Origin of the sequence: Methylobacterium sp. Leaf85, assembly GCF_001422125.1 — a bacterium.
Taxonomy (GTDB): domain Bacteria; phylum Pseudomonadota; class Alphaproteobacteria; order Rhizobiales; family Beijerinckiaceae; genus Methylobacterium; species Methylobacterium bullatum.
On sequence record NZ_LMME01000001.1, the window covers coordinates 495,385 to 518,615 of the forward strand.

General features: G+C 67.8%; 20 protein-coding genes and 1 tRNA gene. 9 read left to right on the forward strand and 12 right to left on the reverse strand.

Annotated features, from left to right (window positions below):
- Positions 1 to 9 precede the first annotated feature (9 nt).
- A complete protein-coding gene (locus tag ASF08_RS02270) occupies positions 10 to 495 on the forward strand; it encodes a DUF1178 family protein (RefSeq protein ID WP_056140625.1) in 486 nt (161 codons plus the stop codon).
- A gap of 18 nt (positions 496 to 513) precedes the next feature.
- Here the strand turns inward: ASF08_RS02270 and ASF08_RS02275 are convergent, their stop codons facing one another.
- Together ASF08_RS02275 and ASF08_RS02280 are read right to left on the reverse strand one after the other, a co-directional pair.
- Positions 514 to 1,005, reverse strand: coding sequence for a disulfide bond formation protein B (locus ASF08_RS02275; RefSeq protein WP_056140628.1), 492 nt, complete (start codon positions 1,003 to 1,005; stop codon positions 514 to 516).
- Positions 1,002 to 1,583: a YqaA family protein gene (locus tag ASF08_RS02280; RefSeq protein WP_018044975.1), complete on the reverse strand. Its 582-nt coding sequence runs from the start codon at positions 1,581 to 1,583 to the stop codon at positions 1,002 to 1,004. Before ASF08_RS02280 ends, ASF08_RS02275 begins: the two co-directional genes overlap by 4 nt.
- A gap of 143 nt (positions 1,584 to 1,726) precedes the next feature.
- On the opposite strand from ASF08_RS02280, the gene ASF08_RS02285 reads away from it, so the two are divergent.
- Positions 1,727 to 1,813, forward strand: a tRNA-Leu gene (locus ASF08_RS02285).
- 43 nt (positions 1,814 to 1,856) lie between these two features.
- Here ASF08_RS02285 and ASF08_RS02290 read toward each other — a convergent pair.
- The 3 genes from ASF08_RS02290 to ASF08_RS02300 form a co-directional block, all read right to left on the reverse strand.
- The gene (locus tag ASF08_RS02290) at positions 1,857 to 2,555 is read right to left on the reverse strand and encodes a glutamine amidotransferase-related protein (protein WP_056140635.1); all 699 of its coding nucleotides are present in this window, start codon (positions 2,553 to 2,555) and stop codon (positions 1,857 to 1,859) included.
- A gap of 275 nt (positions 2,556 to 2,830) precedes the next feature.
- Positions 2,831 to 4,207 (reverse strand): ethanolamine permease, encoded by a 1,377-nt coding sequence (eat, locus tag ASF08_RS02295; RefSeq protein WP_056140638.1) that lies wholly within the window; start codon positions 4,205 to 4,207, stop codon positions 2,831 to 2,833.
- A gap of 96 nt (positions 4,208 to 4,303) precedes the next feature.
- On the reverse strand, positions 4,304 to 5,464 hold the full coding sequence (locus ASF08_RS02300) for a ceramide glucosyltransferase (RefSeq protein ID WP_056140641.1): 1,161 nt from the start codon (positions 5,462 to 5,464) through the stop codon (positions 4,304 to 4,306).
- Positions 5,465 to 5,627: 163 nt separating this feature from the next.
- On the opposite strand from ASF08_RS02300, the gene ASF08_RS02305 reads away from it, so the two are divergent.
- Positions 5,628 to 6,527 (forward strand): histone deacetylase family protein, encoded by a 900-nt coding sequence (locus ASF08_RS02305; RefSeq protein ID WP_200931814.1) that lies wholly within the window; start codon positions 5,628 to 5,630, stop codon positions 6,525 to 6,527.
- Positions 6,528 to 6,533: 6 nt separating this feature from the next.
- Here the strand turns inward: ASF08_RS02305 and ASF08_RS02310 are convergent, their stop codons facing one another.
- Positions 6,534 to 7,127 (reverse strand): TetR/AcrR family transcriptional regulator, encoded by a 594-nt coding sequence (locus ASF08_RS02310; RefSeq protein ID WP_056140646.1) that lies wholly within the window; start codon positions 7,125 to 7,127, stop codon positions 6,534 to 6,536.
- 101 nt (positions 7,128 to 7,228) lie between these two features.
- Here ASF08_RS02310 and ASF08_RS02315 point away from each other — a divergent pair, with 101 nt between their 5' ends.
- The 3 genes from ASF08_RS02315 (at position 7,229) to ASF08_RS02325 (ending at position 12,590) form a co-directional block, all read left to right on the forward strand.
- Positions 7,229 to 8,347: an efflux RND transporter periplasmic adaptor subunit gene (locus ASF08_RS02315; protein WP_056140649.1), complete on the forward strand. Its 1,119-nt coding sequence runs from the start codon at positions 7,229 to 7,231 to the stop codon at positions 8,345 to 8,347.
- Complete coding sequence (locus ASF08_RS02320; RefSeq protein ID WP_018044968.1) at positions 8,344 to 9,429, forward strand: efflux RND transporter periplasmic adaptor subunit; 1,086 nt, start codon at positions 8,344 to 8,346, stop codon at positions 9,427 to 9,429. Before ASF08_RS02315 ends, ASF08_RS02320 begins: the two co-directional genes overlap by 4 nt.
- Before the next feature lie 62 nt (positions 9,430 to 9,491).
- Positions 9,492 to 12,590 carry an efflux RND transporter permease subunit gene (locus tag ASF08_RS02325; RefSeq protein ID WP_056140652.1) on the forward strand — a complete coding sequence of 1,033 codons (3,099 nt, stop codon included), beginning with the start codon at positions 9,492 to 9,494 and terminating at the stop codon, positions 12,588 to 12,590.
- On the opposite strand, the gene ASF08_RS02330 is transcribed toward ASF08_RS02325, so the two are convergent.
- Both ASF08_RS02330 and tsaA read right to left on the reverse strand, forming a co-directional pair.
- The gene (locus ASF08_RS02330; RefSeq protein WP_056140655.1) at positions 12,591 to 13,286 is read right to left on the reverse strand and encodes an SGNH/GDSL hydrolase family protein; all 696 of its coding nucleotides are present in this window, start codon (positions 13,284 to 13,286) and stop codon (positions 12,591 to 12,593) included.
- Positions 13,283 to 13,858: a tRNA (N6-threonylcarbamoyladenosine(37)-N6)-methyltransferase TrmO gene (gene tsaA / locus ASF08_RS02335; RefSeq protein WP_056140658.1), complete on the reverse strand. Its 576-nt coding sequence runs from the start codon at positions 13,856 to 13,858 to the stop codon at positions 13,283 to 13,285. Before tsaA ends, ASF08_RS02330 begins: the two co-directional genes overlap by 4 nt.
- A gap of 239 nt (positions 13,859 to 14,097) precedes the next feature.
- Here tsaA and ASF08_RS02340 point away from each other — a divergent pair, with 239 nt between their 5' ends.
- On the forward strand, positions 14,098 to 15,567 hold the full coding sequence (locus ASF08_RS02340) for an AMP nucleosidase (RefSeq protein ID WP_026176131.1): 1,470 nt from the start codon (positions 14,098 to 14,100) through the stop codon (positions 15,565 to 15,567).
- 103 nt (positions 15,568 to 15,670) lie between these two features.
- Here the strand turns inward: ASF08_RS02340 and ASF08_RS02345 are convergent, their stop codons facing one another.
- The 4 genes from ASF08_RS02345 to ASF08_RS02360 all read right to left on the reverse strand — a co-directional run bounded on the left by ASF08_RS02345 (position 15,671) and on the right by ASF08_RS02360 (position 20,790).
- Positions 15,671 to 16,531 (reverse strand): NADPH-dependent F420 reductase, encoded by an 861-nt coding sequence (locus ASF08_RS02345; RefSeq protein ID WP_274534476.1) that lies wholly within the window; start codon positions 16,529 to 16,531, stop codon positions 15,671 to 15,673.
- Complete coding sequence (locus ASF08_RS02350) at positions 16,453 to 16,887, reverse strand: MarR family winged helix-turn-helix transcriptional regulator (protein WP_056140662.1); 435 nt, start codon at positions 16,885 to 16,887, stop codon at positions 16,453 to 16,455. Before ASF08_RS02350 ends, ASF08_RS02345 begins: the two co-directional genes overlap by 79 nt.
- A 77-nt stretch (positions 16,888 to 16,964) precedes the next feature.
- A complete protein-coding gene (locus ASF08_RS02355) occupies positions 16,965 to 19,439 on the reverse strand; it encodes a PBP1A family penicillin-binding protein (protein WP_056140664.1) in 2,475 nt (824 codons plus the stop codon).
- 160 nt (positions 19,440 to 19,599) lie between these two features.
- Positions 19,600 to 20,790, reverse strand: a complete 1,191-nt coding sequence (locus ASF08_RS02360) for a transglycosylase SLT domain-containing protein (RefSeq protein ID WP_082473010.1) — start codon at positions 20,788 to 20,790, stop codon at positions 19,600 to 19,602.
- Positions 20,791 to 21,106: 316 nt separating this feature from the next.
- Between ASF08_RS02360 and ASF08_RS02365 the strand changes: the two genes are divergently transcribed.
- Both ASF08_RS02365 and ASF08_RS02370 read left to right on the forward strand, forming a co-directional pair.
- Positions 21,107 to 22,300, forward strand: coding sequence for an inositol-3-phosphate synthase (locus ASF08_RS02365; protein ID WP_018044958.1), 1,194 nt, complete (start codon positions 21,107 to 21,109; stop codon positions 22,298 to 22,300).
- Positions 22,301 to 22,323: 23 nt separating this feature from the next.
- Positions 22,324 to 23,220, forward strand: a complete 897-nt coding sequence (locus ASF08_RS02370; RefSeq protein ID WP_056140666.1) for a hypothetical protein — start codon at positions 22,324 to 22,326, stop codon at positions 23,218 to 23,220.
- The last annotated feature ends 11 nt before the right edge of the window (positions 23,221 to 23,231 follow it).

A 23,231-nucleotide genomic window follows, 5' to 3' on the forward strand; every position in this document is an offset into this window, starting at 1 on the left:
ATCCCGCCCATGATCCGCTACACGCTCGTCTGCGAGAACGGACACGATTTCGAGGGCTGGTTTCGCTCGAGCGATTCCTACGACGCTCAGGCGGCGGACGGTCTCGTGGCCTGTCTGGCCTGCGGCTCGACCAAGGTCGCGAAGGCCATGATGGCGCCAGCGCTGGCAAAGACCGTCGCATTGTCGCCTGACCGAAGCCGCTCGACTGTCGAACCTCCTGCGAGCGCGTCCGTTGCCGTGCCTTCGGCGGACGTGCCGGTGATGGCCGAGCCGGAGCGGCAGTTGCGCGCCCTGATGCGTGCCATGCGCGAGCATGTGACCCGGACGGCCGACAATGTCGGCCCCCGTTTCCCCGAGGAAGCCCGCCGCATGCATTACGGCGAGGCCGAGTCCCGGCCGATCTACGGTGAAGCGAGTCCCGCCGAGGCGCGCGCGCTGGTGGAGGAGGGAATCGACGTGGCGCCGCTCCCCGCACTGCCGGGCGACCTCAACTGAGAGGTCGGCCCCGTCTCGTCACCGCTTGAGGGCGGCCGTACCGGCGATGGAGGCCAGGACGAAGGCGATCGCCGCATTCCAGCCGGCCAGCGAGATGCCGAGGAAACGCCAGGCGGCGGTGGAGCAATCGGCGACCCGCGTTGCCTTCAGGGTATCGAGGAAGTCGCCGACATCGCGGGGATTGGCGCCGCTGCCGCCGCCGCAATCGGACGGGCCGGCCCAGAACGCCCATTCGGCGCCCGCGTGATAGACACTGAGGCCGGCCCCGTAGAGCAGTCCGAGGGCGGCGATCCCGAGGATCAGCCGGGTCAGGCGCTCGGGCGTGAACAGGGCCAGGAGAGCCAGCGGGATCGCCGCGTAATAGGGCAGGCGCTCCGTCAGGCAGAGCTTGCACGGCACGTAGCCGAGGACCCACTGAAAATAGAAGGCGCCCGCGATCGCCAGTGCGGAGCCGATCAGGACCGCCAGCGCAGCCCGGCGAAGGCGGAGAAGGGTGGAGTAATCGATCACAGCAGCACCTTGAACAGGACGAAGCCGAGGATGACGACGGCCACCGTGATGGCCGCGACGACATTCAGATGCCGGTCGAGGACGGCGCGAATGGATACGCCGTAGCGCTTCAGAAGCCCAGCGAGCAGGAAGAAGCGCGCCCCGCGGGTGATGAGCGAGAGCAGGACGAACCAGAACAGGTCGTAATGGGCGAAGCCCGAGGTGATCGTCACCAGCTTGAACGGGATCGGCGTGAGCCCCTTCAGCAGGATCACCCAATGCCCGTACTGGGCGTAGGAGGCCTGGAAGCTCGCCGCCTTCTCGTTCAGCCCATAGAGCGAGAACAGCCAGACCCCGATGGAATCGTAGAGCAGGGCGCCGATGGCGTAGCCGAGCAGCCCGCCGGCCACCGAGGACAGGGTGGTGATCGTCGCGTAGAACCAGACCTTGTCGGGTCGGCTCACCGCCATCGGCACCAGCATCACGTCGGGCGGGACCGGAAAGAACGAGCTCTCCGCGAACGCCACCGCACCGAGTGCGTAGGGGGCCGACGGCTTGCCCGCGAGCGCGAGTATCCACTCGTAGAGGCGGCGGATCATGAAGGGCTTCTATCCGAAAGGGGAGGGCGCGAGGCCCTTTGAGCACAACCCGGCCGGACTTGCGAGCCGGAACCGTAGCGGCGAGGTTTCCCCGCAAAACCCCTCTGGCCGTCCGCGCGATCCTGTGCCATGAGGCGCATGTTGCGGGCGTGGTGGAACTGGTAGACGCGCCGGACTCAAAATCCGGTTCTGGTGACAGAGTGTCGGTTCGATTCCGACCGCCCGCACCAATCGCCCCTGCGACGCGGCCCGTGAGCCAGAGGCGGGCAAACCCTATCTCGATTGCAGGAAACGGCGGATCCAGCCGCCGACGCGGTGAGCATCGCTCTCGCCGCGCAACGAGGCGACGGCGGCTGCCTGAAACGCCTCGTCGTGGGGCAGAGCGGGCCGGTGCCCGGCAATCAGATCCGTGGCGTAATCGGTCTCGAATTCCGGATGGACCTGGAACGAGATCGCCCGGCGTTGCGGGTAGGACAGGATGCCGTAGGGCGTGAAGGCGTTGCCGCCGAGGATGCGGGCATCCGCCGGAGGAACGACGACCTGATCCTGATGGATCGCCGGGACCGAGACGCGGGTCGCCTCGTCCATCCAGTCCGCGCGTTCGAACAGGTCATAGGTGTGGAGGCCGATGCCCCAGCCCTTGGCCGATTTCTCCACCGTGCCGCCGAAGGCCGCCGCCAGGATCTGGTGTCCGAAGCAGAGCCCGACGAGCTTGGCGCGCCCGTCGAGGTCGCGCAGGAAGCTCTTGAGCGGCGCGATCCACGGCAGGTCGTCATAGACGCCCGCCGCCGATCCCGTCACGACGAACGCATCGAACGCCTCGGGAGAGGTGGGAAACCGCCCCTCCGCCACCGGGAAGGTGGTCACCTCGGCAGGGTCGCCGAGGAGCCTCTCCACCATGCGGCCGTAGGACGGGTAGGTCTCGGCCAGGCGGGCGGGCGGTGCGCCCGCCTCGATGATTCCAATCTTCATCGCCGCCTTATGGCCAAGAGAGGGGATCGATGCGAGCCCTATGCCCTCAGATCCTGCTTGATTGGATTTCTCAGCGAATACTCATGTCGACGTCGATCATCCGCCAAAGGCGATCGTCCAAGCAGACCTCCTCATCCTGAGGTGCCCTTTGCTGGAGCAAAGGGCCTCGAAGGAGCTCTCCAGAAACCAAAGCGATCCCTGGAAGGCTCCTTCGAGGCCGCTGCGCGGCACCTCAGGATGAGGTAAAGCATTGGAGAAACGTCTCAATTAGCTCCTCAGATGACCGGATCGAGCGTCGCGGCGGGAGCGGTCTCCACCGGCTTTGCCAGGAAATGCGAGGCGGCGACCGCGACCACCATCACGGCCAGGAAGATCGCGAAGATCATCGGGTTGAAGACGACCAGGGCGATGAAGCAGATGCCGGCCATGGCCAGGGCGAAGGCGGGGGCGACGGGGAAGAACGGCGCTCGGTAGGGACGGGCGAGGCCGGGCTCGCTGCGGCGTAGCTTGAACAGGGCCGCCATGCTCATCCCGTACATCACCAGCGCGCCGAACACCGCCATGGTGACGATGCTCGCGGTGAGGGACTGGCCCGCGATCTCGATGAGGTTGTCGCTGTAGATGGCGGCGATGCCGACGAGGCCGCCGGCCACGGTCGCCACGTGGGGGGTCTGGAAGCGGGGGTGCACCTTGGCCAGGAACCCGGGGAGGTAGCCGGCGCGACCGAGGGCGAAGATCTGGCGCGAATAGCCCATGATGATGCCGTGGAACGACGCCACGAGGCCGAACAGGCCGAGCCAGACCAGCATGTGCAGCCAGCCGCTCGACTCGCCCACCACCGTCTTCATGGCCTGGGGCAGCGGGTCGTTGAGGTTGCTCAGGGTGCGCCAGTCACCCGAGCCGCCGGCGAAGATCATCACGCCGAAGGCGAGGACGGTGAGTGTCAGGACGCCGGTGATATAGGCGATGGGGATCGTGCGCTTGGGGTCCTTGGCCTCTTCCGCCGCCATGGCGACGCCCTCGATGGCGAGGAAGAACCAGATGGCGAAGGGAATGGCCGCGAACATGCCGCCGATTGCGGCGAGGCTGAATGTGGATTCACCGGCCCAGCCATGGGCGGCGAAATTGGAGAAGCTGAAGGCCGGGGCGACGACGCCCATGAAGACCAGCAATTCGGCCACCGCCAGGATGGTCACGAACAGCTCGAACGTGGCGGCGATCTGCACGCCGACGATGTTGAGGGTCATGAAGATCAGGTAGGCGCCGAGCGCCGCATGTTTCGGGTCGAGGCCCGGAAACTGGACGTTGAGATAGGCCCCGATGGCGAGCGCGATGGCGGGGGGCGCGAAGACGAACTCGATCAACGTCGCGTAGCCCGCGATGCAGCCGCCGATGGGCCCGAAGGCGCGCCGGCTATAGGCGAAGGGGCCGCCGGCCTGCGGAATGGCCGTGGTGAGCTCGGTGAAGCTGAAGATGAAGGCGACGTACATTGCCGCGATGAAGGTCGTGGTCACCAGGAAGCCGAGCGTTCCGGCGCTGGCCCAGCCATAGCTCCAGCCGAAATACTCGCCCGAGATCACGAGGCCGACGGCGATGCCCCAGAGATGGAAGGCGTTCAGGCCCTTATGCAGGCCGGTGGATTCGCTTTGCATGGTGGGTTCCCGTCATCGGCGAAGGCTGCCGTCGGGAATGGCCAAGCAAGAGTTTTGCCGCAAGAGAAATAGGGCGTGCGAAGCCCGTATCCGGCCTCACGCCGCCGTGGCGCGGGTGCGCAGGCGGGGCGTCTCCTTGGGGCGGATGTCCATGGCGTTACCGCGCCAGACGATGGCGCTCTGCATCCAGGCGCTCGCCCACATGACGGGGAGGATCGCGTCGCGCAGGAGGAAGGCGAGGAGGAGCCGGGGAGAGCGGTGCCACCCGGCGCGGGCGGCGAGCGTATACTCGGCCCCGTACCAGAGCATGGCCATGGCGACGACGCCGATCATGACCGGAGCGTCCGGGACCGCGAGGGCCGCGATGGCGAAGGGAAGCACCGCGCCCGAGCCGATCTCGGGCGCGAAGAAATGCGGGAAGGTGACCCGGCGCAGGCGCGCCCAGCGCACCTGCCGCGACCAGACCTCACGAAACGTCCGGAATCCGAGGGGCTGGTCGAAGGGCGAGGCCACGAGATGCACCCGCTTGCCCGCCGCGCGCACGAGCTTGGTCGCCGCCGCGTCCTCGGCGATCTCGGCGGCGAGCGCCCGGATGCCGCCCCGCCCGTCGAGGAACGGCTTGTGCCAGAGCATGCTCTTGCCCTGCGCGAAGCCGAGGCCGAGACTCTCGCCGGTATATTGCCAGCGCGCCTGGAGCGTATTGAGGAAGGCGCATTCCAGTTCGGCGAAGAAGCCGTGCGGCCGTGCGCCGATGGGCGTCGAGCAGACGAGGCCCGTATCCGGCCGCCACGAGGCCTGCAGCCGCTGCAGGTAGTCCGGCGGCATCAGGACGTTGGAATCCGCCAATACCACCCAGTCGTGGCGGGCCGCCTCCCAGCCGCGCACGCAATTGTTGAGTTTGGGATTGTCGCTGATCCGCTCGTCGCCGACGATGAGCCGCGCCGGCACCGCCGGATGGGCCGCCATCAGGCGGTGCAGGAGCGGGACGATGGGATCGCGCCCGTCGGCGACGCAGAAGATCAGTTCGTAATCCGGGTGGGCGAGATGGAAGCCGCGCTCCAGCATCTCCTCGCTGAACGCTTCGAGGCCGCAGACCGGGCGTACGAGGGAGATCGGCGCGGCGCTGGGAAAGCTCGGCGTGCCGCGGTTGCGGCCGATGCGCCATGCGGCGATGGCGATGCTGAGACAATTGACCAGGGTCAGCGCGGCACAGAGCGAGAGCGCGACGATCGCGCCGGTCTCGATGCTGCCGATCATGCCGTGCTCCCTCCGGGCATCCGCCGCCTGACGGAACCAGCCCCTGCCCGAGGCCGTAACAGGCAGGCTGTTTCAGTCGTATGACAGCAATGCGGAGTCGATCGGCTCCTCGTCGCAGGGAAGGGGCCGGTGTGACCGAGACGTGGCAGATCGCCGACACGACATGATTCCGCCCATCGTCGTCCACCCCGCCTATCAGGCCGTCCTGCCGGACGGGCACCGGTTCCCGATGCGGAAATACGGTCGCCTCGCCGAAACGTTGGCGGAGCTCGGCCTCGCGCCTTCCGGTTTCGTCAGGCCGGAGCCCGCCGATGCGGCCCTGCTGAACCGCGCGCACCGCTCGAATTACGTCGATGCGGTCCTGTCCTGTTCGGTCTCGCGGGAGATCGAGCGCGAGATCGGCCTTCCGGTGGACGAGAGCGTCGTCGCCCGCTCCTGTGCCTCCGCGGGCGGCACCCTCGCGGCGGCGCGGCTCGCGCTGGTCCATGGCCTCGCCGGCAGCGCCGCCGGCGGCAGCCACCATGCGCGGCGGGAGACCGGCGCAGGCTTCTGCGTGTTCAACGACGTCGCGGTCGCCGCCCTGGCGCTCCAGGACGAGGGCACGATCCGCCGGGCGCTGGTGGTCGATTGCGACGTGCATCAGGGCGACGGCACCGCCGATTGCCTCGCCGGCTCGCCGGACCTGTTCACCTTCTCGATCCACGCCGAGAAGAACTATCCGACACGCAAGATCCCCGGCGACCTCGATGTGGGCCTCGTCGACGGCGTCGACGACGCGGCCTACGCCGCCGTCCTCGGCGCGCATCTGCCGGGCCTCCTCGACGGGCTCTCGCCGGACATCGTGTTCTACAATGCCGGGGTCGATCCGCACGTGGACGACAGGCTTGGGCGCCTGGCCCTCACCGATGCGGGCCTCGCCGCACGGGATCGCTTCGTCGTGGGAGAAGCGCGCCGGCGCCGCATTCCCCTCGTGGCGGTGATCGGCGGCGGCTATGCCACCGATATCGACGCCCTGGCCGCCCGCCACGCCCTCGTCTTCCAGGCCATGGCCGCCCTCGCGTGAAGCCGCTCAAGGCGTCCCGCACGCATCCGGCGGGATCTCGCCCTCGGTCACGCAGCGCGCCACCTTTTCGAGACCGTCGAAGAGCCGCTCCAACTGCGCGCCTTCGAGGGAATGGAAGCCCAGCGTCCGGGAGATCAGCAGCCCCAGCGTCGAGAAAACCAAAGCCGCACCGATTCCCGGACAGGTCTCGATCTTTTCCAGGGCGGCGAGCCGTTCGCTGAGGAAGGCGTTGAATCCGGCGAATGCCTCGGGATTCTCCGCCGAGGCCAGGAGGAAGGCCCGCGGGAACCCCTCTTCCTCCGCATAGACCTGCCTCGCATGGGCGATCAGCGCGAGGGGGAGGGCCGAGGGGCCCGGCACCTGCTCCGCTTCGAGCTTGGCAATGCCCTCCTTGACCTCCTTCAGCTTGCGCTCGGCCATGGACGTGATGAGCGCTTCCTTCGAGGAGAAATGGTGGAGGACCCCGCCCTTGCTCAGCCCCGCCTCCGCCGCCACCGCGTCGATTGTCAGGGTGCGCGTGCCCGCGCGACGGATCAGGCTTTCGGCCGCATCGAGGATGACGCTCGGCCGATCCTCCCGCCGTGTGCGCGGCTTCGCCATGTTCACACCCTAAAAACCGTCTGGACGGTCGGTAAGATAACCGATAGACAGGCGTTTCGATAGAGCTTTTGCGGGATGGGGTCACAGTGTCTGGTCCGACCATGTCCATTCGACGGTACCGAGGCGCCCGGACGGTGGCCTGCCTCGGCTTCGCTGCCCTGGTCTGCTTCCCGGCGCAGGCGAAGGACGAAACCGCCCAACCCGGCCCGACTTCCTCGAAAAAGAGCCTCGCCACCGTCCGCACGGCGAAGGCCGAGCGCAGCACCATCGCGGCCGATCTCGTCTTCACCGGCGACATCCAGGCCCAGTCGCAGGTGAACGTGGCCTTCCGCAACAACGGCAAGATCGCCGTGCGTCTGGTGGAAGTGGGCGATCACGTCACCGCCGACCAGGTTCTGGCCAAGCTCGATCCGCAGGAGCAACGCGCCAACCTCAACAACGCCCAGGCCGCGCTGACCTCCGCCGAGGCGCTGCTGACCCAGGCCAAGGTCAATTTCAAGCGCCAGGAGATGCTGCTCTCCAGCGGATACACCACGCGGCCGAGCTATGACGACGCCGAGCAGCAGCTCCGCACGACCCAGGCTTCGGTGGAATCCGCCAAGGCGGCCCTGGGCACCGCCCAGGAGCAGTTCTCCTATACCGACCTGAAGGCGGGCGTGGACGGCATCGTGCTCAGCCGCAGCTTCGAGGTGGGCCAGGTGGTCCAGGCCGGACAGACCGTTCTCACCATGGCCGAGGACGGGCCGCGCGACGCGGTGTTCAACGTGTTCGAGGCGGTGCTGGCGACCCCGCCCGAGAGCAAGCAGGTGGAGATCACCCTCCAGGCGGACCCGAAGGTGCGGACCGTCGGCACGGTGCGGGAGATCTCGCCGAGCGTGGACGCCGCCTCCGGCACCGTGCGGGTCAAGGTCGGCCTGAAGGACACGCCCGCCGCCATGTCCCTCGGGGCCATCGTCATCGGCACCGGCAAGTTCAGGCCGCAGACGGCCATCGTCCTGCCCTGGTCCTCGCTCTACCGCTGGGATAACGGCCCCGCCGTGTGGGTGCGTGATCCGGCCAGCGGCAAGGTCGCCCCGCGCAACGTGACCATCGACCGGTATTCGCCCAACACCATCGCCCTGTCCGGCGGTGTCGAGCCGGGCGAGGAGGTGGTCGTCGCCGGCATCCAGTTCCTCCGGCCGGGCCAGACCGTCGCCGTCGCCGAGGAGATCGCCCAATGATCCGCTCCGGCATCCGCCTCGCCCTGATCGGGGTGGCCCTGTCCGGCCTCGGCGCCTGCCATGGCGCGGAGGAGGAGGCCGGACCGCCGCCGGTGCGGCCCGTGCTCTATACGGAGGCCAAGCCCGTCGACACCATCGTGTTCGGGCCCTTCGCCGGGTTCGTGGCCCCCCGATATCAATCGGAGATCGGGTTCCAGATCGCGGGCCGTATGATCGCCCGCGACGTGACGATGGGCGATGTCGTCAAGAAGGGCCAGCGCATCGCCGCCCTCGACCCCATCGTCACCCGCTTCGCTCTCACCCGCGCCGAGGCGGAGCTCGCCGATGCCACGGCGCAGGCGGAGAATGCCAGCGCCACGGAGTTGCGCCAGCGGCGGTTGATCGCCAACGGCAATGTCAGCCAGGCACGGCTCGACAGCGCCGTGGCGAGCCGCGACACCGCCCAGGCCCGTCTCGCCCAGGCCCAGGCCAACCTGCAGAAGGCCCGCGACCAGATGGGCTATACCGAGCTGCATGCGGATTTCGACGGCGTCGTCACCGTCCGCAGCGCGGAAGTGGGGCAGGTGCTCTCGGCGGGGCAGGCGGTGGCGACCCTGGCCCGGCCCGAGGAGCGCGAGGCCGTGGTCGACATCCCCGAGGATCTGGTCGGCGCCATGCCGAAGGACGCGGTCTTCACCGTGGCGCTCCAGAGCGCCCCCGACGTGACGGCGACGGGCAAAGTCCGCGAGATCTCGCCCTTCGCCGACCAGAAGACCCGCACCCGGCGCATTCGGATGACCCTGCTCAACCCGCCGGAGGCGTTCCGTCTCGGCTCCACCATCACGGTCGGGCTCTCGCGCCACATGAAAGCGCGGTTCCAGCTGCCGGCGACGGCGGTGTTCGAGGCCGATGGTCGAAGCGCGGTCTGGATCGTGAACGAGGCCGGGGATTCCGTGTCCCGCCGCGACGTCACCCTGGCGGAACGAAACGACCAGCGCGTGTCCGTCACCGAGGGACTGAAACCGGGGGACCGTGTCGTCCTCGCGGGCGCACGCAGTCTCGGCGAAGGCCAGCGCGTCCGCCTGTCCGACAAGCCGCAATAGCTGCCGCCCCGCGCTGGGTTTAGAGCCGCGCCGACCCGAACAGCCTCACGCGAGAGCCGCCCGTGAAGAACTTCAACCTGTCCGAATGGGCGCTCGAGCATCGCTCCTTCGTCTGGTTCCTGATGCTGATCTCGATGCTGGCGGGCTTCCTCGCCTACGAGAAGCTCGGCCGCGAGGAAGACCCGCCCTTCGCCATCAAGACCATGATCGTGCAGGCGCGCTGGCCCGGCGCCACGATCAGCGACACGCTGGATCAGGTCACCGAGCGGATCGAGAAGGAATTGCAGCAGATCGACGCCGTCGATTTCAGCCGCAGCTACACCACGCCGGGGCAGACCACGGTCTTCGTCCAGTTGCGCGAGACGACGCCGCCGAAGACGATTCCGGGCATCTTCTATCAGGTGCGCAAACGCATCGGCGATATCGGCAGCACCTTCCCGCAGGGGATCCAGGGGCCGTTCTTCAACGATGAGTTCGGTGACGTCTTCGGCAACGTCTACGCGTTCACCGCCGACGGTGTCTCGATGCGCCAGTTGCGCGACTACGTGGAGCGGGTGCGGGCCGACCTGAAGAAGGTCAACAATGCCGGCAAGATGCAGCTCCTTGGCGCGCAGGACGAAGTCATCTACCTCGACTTCTCCACCCGCAAGCTCGCCGGCCTCGGCGTCGACCAGGCCGCCGTCATCGCAACGCTGCAGGCTCAGAATGCCATCGCCCCCTCCGGCGTGATCCAGGCCGGCCCCGAGCGCGTCTCCGTGCGGGTCGGCGGCCAGTTCATTTCCGAGGACAGTCTCAGGACCATCAACCTGCGGGTGAACGACCGCTTCTTCCGCCTCTCCGATGTGGCCGAGATCTCGCGCGGCTTCACCGATCCGCCCACGGCCCTGTTCCGGTTCGACGGCCAGCCGGCGATCGGCCTCGCCATCGCCATGCAGCCCTCGGGCAACCTGCTGACCTTCGGCCACGACCTCAAGGCGCGGATGAAGAAGCTCGAAGGCGAGCTGCCCTACGGCGTCGGCATCCACCTCGTCTCGGATCAGCCCAAGATCGTCGAGGAGGCGGTGGGCGGCTTCACCAAGGCCCTCATTGAGGCCGTGGTCATCGTGCTGGGCGTCAGCTTCATCAGCCTCGGCTGGCGGGCGGGGCTCGTGGTCTCGTTCTCGATCCCTCTCGTCCTCGCCGTGGTCTTCGTGGTGATGCAGGTGATGGGCGTCACGCTGCAGCGCATCTCGCTCGGCGCCCTCATCATCTCGCTCGGCCTCCTCGTCGACGACGCCATGATCACCGTCGAGATGATGGTCGCACGGCTGGAGGTGGGCGACACCCTGAAGAAGGCGGCGACCTTCGCCTATACCTCCACCGCCTTCCCGATGCTCACGGGCACGTTGGTCACCGTGGCGGGCTTCCTGCCCATCGGCTTCAACGGCTCGGCGGCCGGCGAATACACCTACAGCCTGTTCGTGGTTATCGCGGCCTCTCTCCTGATTTCGTGGGTCGTGGCGGTGCTGTTCGCGCCGCTCATCGGTGTGAAGCTGCTGCCGAAGACGATCAAGAAGCACCACGACAAGCCGAGCTTCCTGCTTCGCACCTTCCGCGCGTTGCTGCTGCCGGCCATGCGGTTCCGCTGGACCACCGTGGCCTTCTGCGTCGGCCTGCTCGGCCTGTCGCTCTACGGCATCCAGTTCGTGCAGCAGCAGTTCTTCCCGGCCTCCGACCGTCCCGAGATCCTCGTGGACATGACCTTGCCGCAGAATGCCAGCATCGCCGAGACCAAGGCCCAGATGGACCGGTTCGAGGCGACGCTGAAGGGCGATCCCGAGATCCTGCGCTGGAGCTCCTATGTCGGGCAGGGCGCGGTGCGCTTCTATCTTCCGCTGGACCAGCAGCTCGGCAACGCGTTCTTCGGCCAGATCATCGTGGTAACCTCCTCGCTCGAGGCCCGCGATAAGATGATCCAGAAATTCGAGGCGCTGGCGGCCAAGGAATTCGTCGGCACCGACGTCTTCGTCCACTCCCTCGACCTCGGTCCCCCCGTGGGCCGACCGATCCAGTACCGGCTGAGCGGGCCCGATCTCCAGAAGGTGCGCGGCCTCGCGCTCCAGCTCAGCAACATCGTCGCATCGAGCCCGAATGTCGGCCTGCCGAACCTCGATTGGAACGAGCCCGGCAAGGTGCTGAAGGTCGACATCATCCAGGACAAGGCGCGCCAGCTGGGCGTCACCTCGGAGGATATCGCCGGGCTCCTCAACGGCATCGTTGGCGGTCGCTCGATCACGCAGGTGCGCGACTCGATCTACCTCGTGGACGTGGTCGGCCGCGCCCAGGCGGCGGAACGCAACTCCGTCGAGACGCTGCAAAGCCTGCAGGTGCCGCTGTCGAACGGGAGCGTCGTGCCCCTGCTGGCCTTCGCCACCGTGAGCTACGAACTCGAACAGCCCATCGTCTGGCGCCGCGACCGCCTGCCCACTATCACGGTGCGGGCGGCGATCGTCGACGACACCCAGGCGCCCACCATCGTCAACGCCCTCGATCCGGCCATCAAGGCGTTCGAGAAGACCTTGCCGGACGGCTACACCCTCGCGGTCGGCGGTGCGGTGGAGGAGAGCGCCAAGGGCAGCGGACCCATCGCGGCCGTGGCGCCGGTGATGCTGCTCGCCATGGCGATGTTCCTGATGATCCAGCTCCAGAGCTTCCAGAAGCTGTTCCTGGTGGCGAGCGTGGCGCCCCTCGGCCTCATCGGCGTGGTGGCGATCCTGCTGCCCTTCGGCAAGCCGCTGGGCTTCGTCGCCATCCTCGGCGTGCTGGCGCTCATCGGGATCATCATCCGCAACTCGGTGATCCTGGTGATGCAGATCGACGAGTACGACCGCGAGGGCTACACCCCATGGGACGCGGTGGTGGAGGCGACCTGCCACCGGATGCGGCCGATCCTGCTCACCGCTGGCGCGGCGAGCCTCGCCCTGATCCCCATCGCGCGGGAGGTCTTCTGGGGGCCGATGGCCTACGCCATGATCGGCGGCATCATCGCCGCCACCTTCCTGACCCTGTTCTTCCTGCCCGCGCTCTATGTCGGCTGGTACCGCATCAAGGCTCCGAAGGGGGATCGCCCCGCGGGCGGCGCATCGACGGCCCCGGCGGCGGGCCATCACGCCGAGGCCTGATCAGGGCGCTGCGGCGCAGAGTGCGGGCTCCAGGGCCCGCATGACGCGGCGATAATCGGTGATGTGCAGAGCGTCGCGCAAGGCGCCGGGCAGGGCGAACCCGGTGTCGCCGTCGCGCAGATCCGCGTAGGGGTCCACGTACCGGCAGGAGAGACGCCGGCACAGGGCCTCGATCCGCGCGGAGTACGCGACGACCGCCGCCGGTTCGAGGCGCTTTTCCACCGAACGGGAGATGGGCGGAACGGCGGCGACCACGACACGGTCGCTGCCGGCCTGCAGCCGCGTCACGATCCGCTCCACCGCGTCGTCGAAGCCCCGGGCGGTCCTGTCGGACAACGGCTCCTTCTTCCGCTGCAGGTCGTTGGTTCCGATGAAGACCACCACCGCGCGGGCGCGGGTCTTCACCGACAGCTTGGCCACGAGATCGGCATAGACCGAAGCCGATGCGCCGCTGATGCCGCCATTGACGATCTCCGTACCGCAGACCCGCTGGGCCGGGCTCTGCAACTCGGCCTGCGAATCGCCGGCGAGGAGGATGTAGCCGTTCGGTGCATCGTCGAGATGGGCCTGGATCGAAGGCAGCCGGTCCGTGGCGTAGAGCCGGGCGTTGAGACGCGAGGGCTTCTCGACCCATCCGACGGCGAAGCCCACACCGAGGACGGCCAGCCCGGCAATGCCCAGACGCAGGGCCTTCATCGGGTTGCTCCCGGCGAGTCCGATGTCTTGGATACCTCCGATGTCGTCGATCCCTCCAATGTCTTCGATACCTCCGAGGTCTTCGCCGTGCCGGCCCTGTCGACGGTGGCGCCCGGCCGCGAATCCGTCGTGGCGTAATAGGGCTTGATGTCGAGGAGCGGCGTGCCGTCGAGGCAGTCGAGCCCCCGGACGCTCAGGGTCGCTCCGTCGATGCCGAGGAGTTCCACCACCGAGAGCGCGATGGGGTTCGGGCGCGCCGGCGAGCGCAGGGAGAACGTGCCCCGGCTGCCCTCCGCATGGCGCGGCCTCTGGCGCACGATGTCCCGGGCGGCCCGGTCCATCCAGTAGAGCACGATGAGGTGGCTCGCCCCCTCCACGTTCTGCAAGCCGGGGGCGAAGGTGGCATCGACCTCCAGCGTGCAGATGGCGTCGGTCTGAAGCCCGTTCTTGGGGCATTCCGCGCGGGTCGCCCACGGGGTCCGGACACGGCCGATGAAGTAGAGCCCTGCATCGTGGGAGGCGGGCAGCGTGACGGTCTCTTCGCCGGGCCGCCGGTCGATCGGGTCGCTCATCAGACGCATCGGATTTGGAGAGGCGGTGCCCGGAAGAGCCCCGAGCCGTTCGAAGCGAGCATGTCGGACAACTCGCCCCCGTGCGCAAGCCGGTCGACAGCGAGCCGCCATGCGGGCCGCATCGTTCCATCGGGCGCCGGTGCGGTATAGATTCTTGCATATGGCCGTCGGCGGCACCGCCGGCCTTCGGGCCGAAGCCTTCCCAAGGAGAGAGCGTGACCACCAGCGAATGGCGCCCGATGGAATCCGTGGGCGATGCCGAGACCGCCGTCGACCGCCTCGCCGCTCTCTACGCGGGTGCGATCCAGTCGCTCCAGACCGCCCTGACCCGCTATCTCGACGGGGGCGCCGCGCCCGACCATGCCGAGCGGCTTCAGTTCCGCTATCCCGAATTGCGGATCACCTATCACCCGTCCGGGCCGATTCCGCGCTTTTCCCGCGCAACGGCGAAGTTCCAGTCTCCCGGCACCTACGCCACCACGGTGACGCAGCCGGCGCATTTCCGGCCGTACCTGCTGGAGCAGCTGACGCCCCTGATCCGGGATTACGGTGCGACCCTCGAAGTCGGCCTGAGCGCGCAGGAAATTCCCTATCCCTATGTGCTGGAGCCCGGCGCCAACCTCTCGGGCAGCGGGATCACGCCGCGCGATCTGGCCACCTACTTCCCCGTCCCGCTGCTCTCGGTGGTGGGTGACGAGATCGCCGACGGCCTCTGGGTGGCGCCGGTCGAAGAGCCGAAGCCCCTGGCGCTGTTCGACGCGATCCGGGTCGATTACTCCCTGCGCCGCCTCGTCCATTACACCGGCTGCGACTGGCGCGACGTCCAGCCGTGGATCCTGCTCACGAACTACCATCGCTACGTCGATGGCTTCATCCGGCACGGCTTGGAGCAGCTCGCCAGCGGCAGGGACGGCTACGAGCGCATGATCCTGCCCGGCGGTATCACCGTCTCGCGGGAGGAGGCGGCGGGCATCGATCCGGCGGCCCTCATCGCCGCCTCTCCCTGGCACAAGTTCCAGATGCCGGCCTATCACCTCGTGGCGCGCGGCCCCGACGGGTCGATGCAGGGCACCACGCTGGTCAACATCGGCGTCGGCCCGTCCAACGCCAAGACGATCACCGACCATCTCGCGGTCCTGCGTCCGCATTGCTGGCTCATGGTCGGCCATTGCGGCGGGTTGCGGCAATCGCAGACCATCGGCGATTACGTCCTCGCCCATGGCTATCTGCGCAGGGATCGTATCCTCGACGAGCTGGTTCCGCCGGACGTGCCGGTGCCGGCCCTGGCCGAAGTCCAGCTCGCGCTCCAGGCCGCGGCCGCCAGCGTCACCGGCGAGACCAGCGACGACCTGAAGCGGCGCCTGCGCACGGGCACGGTGGTGACCTACGACGACCGCAACTGGGAGCTCCGCTTCAGCCAGGAGCGGCGGCGGATCAACCTGTCCCGCGCCATCGGCGTCGACATGGAGAGCGGCACCATCGCGGCGCAGGGCTACCGCCTGCGGGTTCCCTACGGCACGCTCCTCTGTGTGTCCGACAAGCCGCTCCACGGCGAGATCAAGCTGCCGGGGGCGGCCAACGCCTTCTACGAACGGGCGGTGGCCGAGCACCTGCTCATCGGCCTCTCCGCCCTCGATATCCTCCGCGCCGACCGCAACGGCCTGCATTCGCGCAAGCTGAGGAGCTTCGACGAACCGCCGTTCCGGTAGGCCGTCCGAAGGCCGGCGACCGAGGGACGATGTGGGACGCCGCCCCGGTGCCATCGGATCGGCGCGGCGCCGCGAATGGTCCCGGGTTACGGTTCGTCCGCTCTCAGTCGGCCGCATGCACCGAACGGTTCATGGCGATCATCTCGGCATGGCTGGGATTGGGACCGAGTTTTCCCAAGAGGCCATAGACCCGGTTCAGGGTCTTGGGAGCCTCTCCCTTCACTGCGGCGAGCAGGGCCTCGCGCATCGTCTCCGCGTCGTAGTCGCAGCAATAACCCGGGGTGGCGGGCTGCTGGCGCCAGGACTCCGCCAGCGATCCCCCATCCACCGGGTCGAAGCCGACCTGGTCCACGATGTCCATCACGGTCCGCTTCGCCGCTTCGGCATCGCCGGCCACGGCGACGGCGATCCGGTCGGGCGCACCCGCCGGACGCCCGAGCTCGGCGAGGGAATGGGCGAGGATGTTGTTGAACGCCTTGACGATGGGGCGGCCGATCTGTTCCGACACCCAGACGCTCTCCGTCTTACCCGCGTCGAGTTCGGCGATCTGCGGGTCGCGCAGGCCGGGATAGTAATTGCCCGTGTCGACGATCGGGGTGGCCTCGGGCAGGCCGTCGAACAGGTCTTTCGGCAGCTGGGCGACGGCGGGAAACGGGATCGACAGGATCACGAGGTCCGCGCCCGCGACGGCCCCGTGGGCATCGGCGGGAGTCGCGCCGATCTCCTCGGCGAAGGCGCGCACGCCGTCGGGGCCCTTCGAATTCGCCACGCGGACCTGGTGTCCCGCCGCGCTGAGCTTGCGGGCGAGCGTGCCGCCGATATTGCCGGTGCCGATGACGCCGATTTTCATGCCTGTGTCCTTTGAATTTGGGGTGGCCGCCCCCCTCACGGGGCGGCGACCGGGCGCGCGAGGCCGTCGAGAGTGCGGCGCAACTCTTCGATGGCCTCCGGGGTCAGCTGACACGCCGTCCGGATCCTGTCGGGGATGCCGCGAAGCGCTCCTTCCAGGGCTCGGCCATGCGGGGTCAGATCGATCAGCACCCGGCGTTCGTCGGAGGCGTCGCGTGTCCGTGTCACCACGCCGGCGGCCTCCAGCCGCTTGAGCAGCGGCGTCAGGGTGCCCGTCTCCATGTCGAGGCGGGCACATATCTCGCCCACCGTCAGAGGCGAGCCATTCATCAATTCGAGGGCGACGAGGTATTGCGAGAACGTCAGGCCAAGCGGCTCGAGGAAAGGCTTGTGCAGCCGCACCATGCGGTTGGCGGCGGCGTTAAGCGCGAAGGAAAACTCCGTCGCGATCCTCTGTCGATCACGGGTCATTCGTGCAGCTTACTATCATATAGCGTACTACACAAATGGGTGAGGGATGGTCGCCTGTCAACGACGGGCGAACGATCCTAACGTTCCCGCTGCCACAAACCGGCCCGCTCGGACCGGGCCTGCTCCTCCGCCGCCAGGAGGTCCGACGGGGCATCCTCAGACGCGCGGGCACCGCCGGCCGTGAGGATGAGGGAGGCGAGGTCGTCGCCGTCGATCTGGCAGCGCAGGCCCGCGGGCTGCGCCTCGTCGGTCGCCTCGCCGGCCGCCGGGGCACAGACGACTTCGCGCCGGCGCAGATAGCGCGCGAGTTGGCGCGCCAGGGCGCCGCGCTCGCCATCGACGCCCAGCAGGCGCACCGTCCGACCACGGAACGAGAGAGTGCCGGTATCGATCACCTCCGGCACGCCGCGCAACGCCCCGGCCGCACTGGTCTCCTTGGCGGCCGGAGCCGGCTCGGCGCGGGCGGCCGAGGGGCGCTTGCGCCGTGACGCCATCTGCACGGTGGCGCGTTGGGTGAAGTCCTTGAAGATCGCCGCCGGCAGGTCGCCGCCGCCGACCTTGTTCATGGAGGAATTGTCGTCGTTGCCGACCCAGACGCCGACGACGAGGTCCGGCGTCACGCCGACGAACCAGGCATCGCGGTAATCCTGCGTCGTCCCGGTCTTGCCGCCCACCGCGAGGTTGGTGATCCGCGCGGCCCGCCCGGTTCCGCTATCCACCACCGCCTGGAGTGAATCCAGCATCATCGCGCGGCTCTCGCCCGGCAGCGGCGTCGCCGGCTTGGCGTCGGGGCGCAGGTAGAGCGGGTCGGGGCCGGCTCCGCGAATGGCATGGACGCCATAGGTGTCGAGGGGCTGGGCGCTGGCCAGCACGCCAGCATAGGCCCGTGTCATCTCTAGCAGGGAGACTTCGGCCGAGCCGAGTGCAAGGCTCGGGACGTTGGGAAGATCGGAGGTGACGCCGAGCTTGCGTGCGGTCTCGATCACGGAGGCCATGCCGATCTCATCGGCGAGCTGCGCGGCGATGGTGTTGATCGATTGCGCGAAGGCGGTGCGGAGGGGGACCGCTCCCCGGAAACGGCCGCTCGCATTCTGCGGCTCCCAATCGCCGATCTGGATCGGCCGGTCCACCAGCACCGTCTCCGGCGAGAGGCCCTTCTCATAGGCGGTGAGGTAGACGAACAGCTTGAACAGTGAGCCGGCCTGGCGCTTGGCCTGGGTCGCCCGGTTGAACTGGCTGTCCTCGTAATCGCGCCCGCCCACCATGGCGAGGATCGCGCCCTCCTTGTTCAGGACGACCATGGCGCCCTGGCTCGCCTTCTTCTTGGCCCCTTCCGCATCGAGCCGCCGGGCGATGACGCCCTCCGCCAGGCTCTGCAGATCGAGGTTCAGGGTGGTGCGCAGGGTGACGTCGCCGGATGTGTCCGACAGGCGCTTGGCGTCCGCCGACACCATGTCGAGGAAGTAGTTGGTGCCCGGCGGCGTCTCGGGCGGGGTGCGCAGGGTGATCGTCTCGGCGCGTGCCTTGTCGGCCTCGGCGGCGGTGATCGCGCCGGTCTCGACCATGGTCTGCAGCACGATGTCGGCGCGCTCCTTGGCGCCGCCGAAATTGCGCGTCGGCGCCAATTGCGACGGCGCCCGGACGAGGCCCGCCAGCATCGCCGCCTCGGGCAGCGTCAGCGCCTTCGCGCCCTTGCCGAAATAGCGCCGGGACGCGGCGTCGATGCCATAGGCGCCGGCCCCGAAATAGGCGGTGTTGAGATAGCCGAGGAGGATGTCCTCCTTCGACATCGTGCTCTCCACGCGCAGGGCCAGGAACGCTTCCTGGATCTTCCGGCGCAGCGTCTTCTCCTGGGTGAGGGAGGTGAGCCGGACATATTGCTGCGTGATGGTGGACGCGCCCTCGCGCACGCCGCCGCTCACGGTGTTGCGCCAGAGCGCCCGCACCAGCCCGCGCGGGTCGACCCCCCAATGCGAGTAGAACCGCCGGTCCTCGATGGAGACCACCGCCTGGGCGAGATGAGCGGGCATGTCCGCCGCCGTGAGCTTCTGGCCCTGGAAGGCGCCGCGCGTGGCGAAGACCCTCCCGTCATCCGCCTCCACCGTGAGGGCGCGCTGGCCGCCTTCCGGCACCACCCCGCCGAGCGGGGGCAGGGTCGCGAAACTGTAGAGGACGAGGCAAGCGACGAAGACCAGCGGCAGGGCGAGGGCCGCAAGACCGGCAGCGAGGTAGGGCCGTTGCCGCAGACGGCCGCGCCAGCCCGATTGTGGCGTCTGCGCCGCCGGAGCGATCCCTGCCGCAGGCGGAGTGCCCGTGTCGCTCGCTCGCGCGGAGGTGGTGCGTGCGGTGAGCCTCGAACCGAGGGTGGCGAGCATCCGCCTCGCAGCGCGCCCCGTCGAAAGCGAGCCCCGCGCGAGGCCGCGTAAGGCCGTGGCGAGGAGAAAGCCGAGATGCCTGAACAGGACACGTGCCGCCTGCCCGGCTTCGCGGGCGGCGGTTCGGGCATCCGGCACGTCAGGGGCCTTCGGCCGTTCCGGTTCTTGATCTGTCATCGGCCGCCGGTCGTCATCCAGGAGTGCAGGTCCCGTCGGCTTACCGTCGGCGCTGATTTGGCGGTTCTAGACCGGAAAGAACCGTGGACGCCATGCCGGAAGCGGCATCGTCACGCCCTTTGGTCCCGTGCAGCCCGAGCGCCGAATCTCCTCCGAAGCTCTACTCTCTCGGCAAAGCCTCGGTCACCTGCATCCGCTGGGTCGGGGCCGAAACGCGCAGGCTGGCATCGAGGAGGGCCGAAGCCTGGCTCGGATCGCTGTTCGTCCCCGGGGTGACGTCCTGGGTACCGACCAGGGCGGTGACGCCTTCATACTGGTCGAGCCGGCGGTCGATCATGTCGCCGAGGCGCTCGCGAACTTCCGCGACGGTGAGGCTGCGGCGGTGCTTGCCGTCCTTCGCGGTGAAGAGGCTGCGGTTGGCGCGCGCGGCGGCGCGAAAAGCCTGCTTGGCCACGAGATCCGGGTTGTCGTCGCTCAGCGTCAGGAACTTGCCGGCGCTCGATGTCCCGAGGAAGTGGGCGAGATAGAGTTCGGACGTCTTCAGTTCGCGGCCGATACGCTGCTCGATGCGGGCGCGGTCGCGCTTGATCAGTTCTCCCGCCATGAGGGCTGCCGCATAGGGGTCCTGCCGAAGGCGCAGCACGCGGGTGCGGGTGGCTTCGTCCTGGATCGTGATGGCGCTGCCGCGGCCGGTGATGGCGTTGGCCTCGGTCTCATAGCCGTAGCGGGCGCCATAGGTTCGCAGCAGTTCGAGCCAGGTGGCGGACAGGAACTGGAACAGCCCCTCGGCCGAAGAGGTCGATGCCTTCACGGTGGTCGAGAAGCTCGATTCCTTGTCGGCCAGCGCCATCATGTAGACCGGATCGACCCCGGTTTCGGACGACGCCTTCAGGATCGTCTCGACGATGTCGCGCGGCACATTCATGTCGCCGAACCGAAGCACGTCCCGTCCGTCGCTCTCGCGGCTCTGGGGAAGAGAAGCGAGGTCGTTTTCGATCAGGCTGGCCGTCGCAGGTTCCTGGTCGAGGAGGGGAACCCCATCCCAATCCGTGGGTTTGTCGATCGTGGCCGCCGCGAAATCGCTGGCGACGTAGGCGCGGATGTCGATGCGGTCGTGGGCGGTCGCTGCCGGCGCCAAGGCGCTTTGCGGCAGTCCCGAGCCGAGCAGCAGGCCGATCGCGATCTTCGCGAGGGTGAGTTTGGCCGATACCGTGGTGCTTGCCGTCTTCCTGTCGCGAAGGGAGCCGGGCTTCAGCCAAGCAACCGTCTCGTCACGATCCAGGGTCTCGTCAGGCTCGAGACGGCACGCGTCGTCGGCGCGATGCGCCGGCTCCGGGAAAAGCCCCATCATTGTTCCTTGTTCGTGCCGCGGCGTTCTAGGACGCGGCTTCGATCAGTTCAGCGAGCGGACATCTCGCTGGGAGCTGTGACCACATTGGGACAGCTCCGTGATTCAAGCGTGGCACGCTTAAGGAACGGTTAAGGCTATGATTTAACGATATTTTAATTAATCGTTCGGACGCGGTTCAGAGAGGCCGCGTCAAAAAGGCATTCTGGCCGGGGTTGGAACGAAGGCTCCGTAGCCCAGTTACGATGGTCCCAGAGGGCGATTTCGAAACATCGACGAGACGCGCCCCGATGGACCCATTGAAGGAAGCCTTTTTCCAATGAGCATGCAGACCGGTCGCCGCGTCGGCGTTGCCTTCGTCGGTATGGGTGGCGCTGTCGCCACCACCGCCATCGCCGGCATCGAGATGATCAAATCCGGATCGAACCGCCTCGACGGGTTGCCTCTCGCAGGCCTCTCGGTGGCCGGATTGGCCGATTACAAGGATCTCGTTTTCGGCGGCTGGGATCTCAACGACGACGATCTCGCCTCGGCCGCCACCGGCCACGGCGTGCTCACCAAGCAGGATATCGAGAACGGCGCCCAGGTGCTCAAGGGCATCAAGCCCTGGCCGGCTGTCGGCAGCGCCAAGTTCTGCAAGAACATCGAGGGTGCCAACCGCATCGTCGCCGCCGATCACCGCGAGGCGGTCTCCGTCATCGCAAACGACCTTCGTCGTTTTCGCCTGGAGAGCAATCTCGACGAAGTCGTCGTGATCAACCTCGCCTCCACGGAACGTTGGCCCAACCTGGATGCGCCCGCACTGAACTCGCGCGACGCTTTCGAGAAGGGTCTCGATTCCAGCGACGAGGCGATCAGCCCGGCGATGCTCTACGCCTATGCGGCGATCCAGAGCGGCGTGCCTTACGCCAACTTCACCCCGAGCGTGGCCGCCGACATTCCGGCCCTGCTCGAACTCGCCCGCGAGAACGGCGTGCCGTTGGCGGGCAAGGACGGCAAGACCGGCCAGACCATGATGAAGACCGTCCTGGCGCCGGCCCTCAAGGCCCGTGCCCTGCACGTGGATGGTTGGTTCTCCACCAACATCCTCGGTAACCGCGACGGTCTCGCCCTGAACGACAAGGATTCGCTCCAGTCGAAGCTCAACACCAAGGGTACGGTGCTGGATTCGATCCTCGGCTATCCGGTCGAGGACCATCTGGTCCACATCCACTATTACCGTCCGCGTGGCGACGACAAGGAAGCCTGGGACAATATCGACGTCACCGGATTTCTCGGTCAGCGGATGCAGATCAAGGTCAACTTCCTCTGCAAGGATTCCATCCTTGCCGCACCCCTGGTGATCGAGATCGCCCGCGTTCTCGACCTCGCCAAGAAGCGCGGCGAGAGCGGCCCCCAGGAGCAGCTGTCCTCGTTCTTCAAGGCGCCGATGGTCGCCAACGGCCATGGGCCGGAGCACGATTTCGGCAAGCAGCAGCACATGCTGCTCGAGTGGCTCGGCGGCCAGCAATGACCTCGTCCGATACGGGGGGCGGCATGGCTGCCCCCTTCGCGTTGCGCGAGTTGTTCGTCGAGCTCAACGACCTCAAGCGCGTGCATTCGGCCGGGCGCATCGGCTCCATCGCCGAGCGGCTGTTCGCTCAAGGCTGGTCGGCCCTGACCGGTGGCGCCGATCCCGAGACGGTCGCCATCGACATCACCGCCAAGGCGCTCGCGGCCTCCAGGCTCTGTGACCTCGACGCCGCTTTCCTCGCCTCCACCGGTCTCGGCGAGGCGGAAATCGGCGACGTTCTCACGTCCGGACTCGACGCCGTCACCGCCACGGTCGACCCCGATCTGAAACGGCGTATGGCCGTCGCGTTGCGCACGAACGGGGTGGTGCATGGCGGTCCTTTACCGGGTTTCGTGGCGGCACTGAGCCACCAGCCGAGGGCCGGCGTGACCTGTCCCGGCAAGCCTCGCATCCTGCTCGAACCGCCGGAAAACCATGCCGAACATTGCCTGATGGTGGCGGTCTACGGGGTCGTGCTGAGCCCGTTCTACCGGGCCGACCCCACCCTCGTCTTCCTGGCGGCCATGAGCCACCACTTCCACAACGCGGCAATGCCCGATGCCGGTTTCACCGGCGAAATGCTGCTCGGCGACCACCTCGCTCCAATCATGGCGCGGACCACGCAATGGGCTCTCGACGAGTTGGACGCCCCCTTGCGCGAGACCGTTGAGCGGGCGCGCGCCGTCCTGCCCGACGATGCGACGGCCGAGGGTCGCGCCTTCCACGCCGCCGATTGCATCGACCGGGTTCTTCAGATTTCCCAACACCTTAAGGCCGCGTCCCTGACCATGACGACCGTGCTCGACGACATGGAACTGGTCCATGCCGGCCCGGTGAAGGGCTTCCACGACCGTGTCCTCAGGGACATGCGAATCCCGTGATGGTTTGCAGC

Coding starts and splice junctions, on each gene's coding strand:
- ASF08_RS02315 (WP_056140649.1), top strand. CDS start 7,229: ATGTCCATTCGACGGTACCGAGGCGCCCGGACGGTGGCCTGCCTCGGC.
- ASF08_RS02330 (WP_056140655.1), bottom strand. CDS start 13,286: ATGAAGGCCCTGCGTCTGGGCATTGCCGGGCTGGCCGTCCTCGGTGTG.
- ASF08_RS02370 (WP_056140666.1), top strand. CDS start 22,324: ATGGCTGCCCCCTTCGCGTTGCGCGAGTTGTTCGTCGAGCTCAACGAC.
- ASF08_RS02365 (WP_018044958.1), top strand. CDS start 21,107: ATGAGCATGCAGACCGGTCGCCGCGTCGGCGTTGCCTTCGTCGGTATG.
- ASF08_RS02305 (WP_200931814.1), top strand. CDS start 5,628: ATGATTCCGCCCATCGTCGTCCACCCCGCCTATCAGGCCGTCCTGCCG.
- ASF08_RS02340 (WP_026176131.1), top strand. CDS start 14,098: ATGGAATCCGTGGGCGATGCCGAGACCGCCGTCGACCGCCTCGCCGCT.
- ASF08_RS02300 (WP_056140641.1), bottom strand. CDS start 5,464: ATGATCGGCAGCATCGAGACCGGCGCGATCGTCGCGCTCTCGCTCTGT.
- ASF08_RS02310 (WP_056140646.1), bottom strand. CDS start 7,127: ATGGCGAAGCCGCGCACACGGCGGGAGGATCGGCCGAGCGTCATCCTC.
- ASF08_RS02270 (WP_056140625.1), top strand. CDS start 10: ATGATCCGCTACACGCTCGTCTGCGAGAACGGACACGATTTCGAGGGC.
- ASF08_RS02320 (WP_018044968.1), top strand. CDS start 8,344: ATGATCCGCTCCGGCATCCGCCTCGCCCTGATCGGGGTGGCCCTGTCC.
- ASF08_RS02355 (WP_056140664.1), bottom strand. CDS start 19,439: ATGACAGATCAAGAACCGGAACGGCCGAAGGCCCCTGACGTGCCGGAT.
- eat (WP_056140638.1), bottom strand. CDS start 4,207: ATGCAAAGCGAATCCACCGGCCTGCATAAGGGCCTGAACGCCTTCCAT.
- ASF08_RS02350 (WP_056140662.1), bottom strand. CDS start 16,887: ATGACCCGTGATCGACAGAGGATCGCGACGGAGTTTTCCTTCGCGCTT.
- tsaA (WP_056140658.1), bottom strand. CDS start 13,858: ATGAGCGACCCGATCGACCGGCGGCCCGGCGAAGAGACCGTCACGCTG.
- ASF08_RS02360 (WP_082473010.1), bottom strand. CDS start 20,790: ATGATGGGGCTTTTCCCGGAGCCGGCGCATCGCGCCGACGACGCGTGC.
- ASF08_RS02290 (WP_056140635.1), bottom strand. CDS start 2,555: ATGAAGATTGGAATCATCGAGGCGGGCGCACCGCCCGCCCGCCTGGCC.
- ASF08_RS02280 (WP_018044975.1), bottom strand. CDS start 1,583: ATGATCCGCCGCCTCTACGAGTGGATACTCGCGCTCGCGGGCAAGCCG.